Here is a 1,167-nt window from a genome sequence, read left to right on the forward strand (position 1 = left end):
CTACACGCCGCCTACCCTGGGCACGTGGAATCCCGACCCTTTCGGCGGTGCCTCGAAGCGCTGACGGGGTGTAGGGGCAAAGCCCCTACGGATACGCCCTTGATCTAGGACCACACCGAAGCCTGGGTGTGTGTGGCCACACCTGTCACAAGGGCTCATCGGTTCCCATGGCCACCCCGCCAACCCCGCTTTTGATTTGCTGCAGCAAAATCGATTCGCGGAAATGGCTCAACGGCGCGGGTTTCCGGCCATCTCGAGCTCGAGCGCTTCAAGCTCGTGCCTGGCTCTTGCTCGCCGAGTGCCGATGCCGGCACTGCCTGTGATTTACCTGGACTTGGCTGAGCAAACCGTAGGTTTGGGAAGACGAGACCAGTGCCTTCGCTCGCCGAATGCCGATGCCGGCATTGCCTGTGACCTACCTCCGGTTTCACCGGGCAACCCGTAGGGTTGTTCGGGGGAGACGGGTGCCCTTACGCTTCTGGCCAGCACCAGGGGGTGACATGGACGGTTCAACGCGTATTGCGCTCGCCATCGTGGCCAGCGCCTTCATTCTTTCTGCCACGTATGTGGGCTACCACGAAGCAGCCAGGCATCGCGATGCCGATGCAGCCGCGCGTGCTGGCCAGCTGCAAGACGATGAGATCTGCGTCGTTGGCCAGGTTCATCGGGTGGCCAACTATGACCACCGGCTCTGGCTCCGTATCGAGAAGGGCGTCCCACTCAAGTGCCAAGGGCGCGAGCTGCTTCCCTGAGTGCCTCGGGCGTGATTCGCACGCCGCCTGGTCCTATCAGCAGGCGGCCTCGGACTTTCCAGCCGGACCACGGCCCCGTGAGGTCGTGGCGGTTGTAGACCTGGTCTTGCAGCTGTGAGGCGATTTCTTTGACGGTGATGGACCAGCCGGACGGTGCGCTAAGCACCTGACGCGCGGGGTCAAATTGCCAACTGAAGTGCATGCGGAGCTTCCGTGCGAACGAACAGAAAACGCAGAGAAGCAAGCCGCGTGCCCAGTCTCGCCAGTCGTTTCCGCAAGTTGACATAATATACATTATGCGCAATTGCGCAGGTGGCGCCGGGCGGCCGGCATGCTCCGTGCTTTCCTTCGTTCCCTGTTGCATGGAACGCAGGAATGCCCCGGAAACGCTTGAATTGGCTCTATAACGAAGAGC

General features: G+C 61.5%; 1 protein-coding gene. It reads left to right on the plus strand.

The window, feature by feature from the left end; translation table 11 throughout:
- The first annotated feature begins 500 nt into the window (after positions 1-500).
- Positions 501-752 carry a hypothetical protein gene (locus KK141_RS22860; protein WP_214573216.1) on the plus strand — a complete coding sequence of 84 codons (252 nt, stop codon included), beginning with the start codon at positions 501-503 and terminating at the stop codon, positions 750-752.
- The last annotated feature ends 415 nt before the right edge of the window (positions 753-1,167 follow it).

The sequence above is a fragment of the Dyella sp. LX-66 genome, assembly GCF_018599165.1.
In the GTDB taxonomy this organism is placed as follows: Bacteria; Pseudomonadota; Gammaproteobacteria; order Xanthomonadales; family Rhodanobacteraceae; genus Dyella_D; species Dyella_D marensis.

Excerpts from the sequence above, each read along its gene's own strand:
- KK141_RS22860 (WP_214573216.1), top strand. The coding sequence starts at position 501 with ATGGACGGTTCAACGCGTATTGCGCTCGCCATCGTGGCCAGCGCCTTC.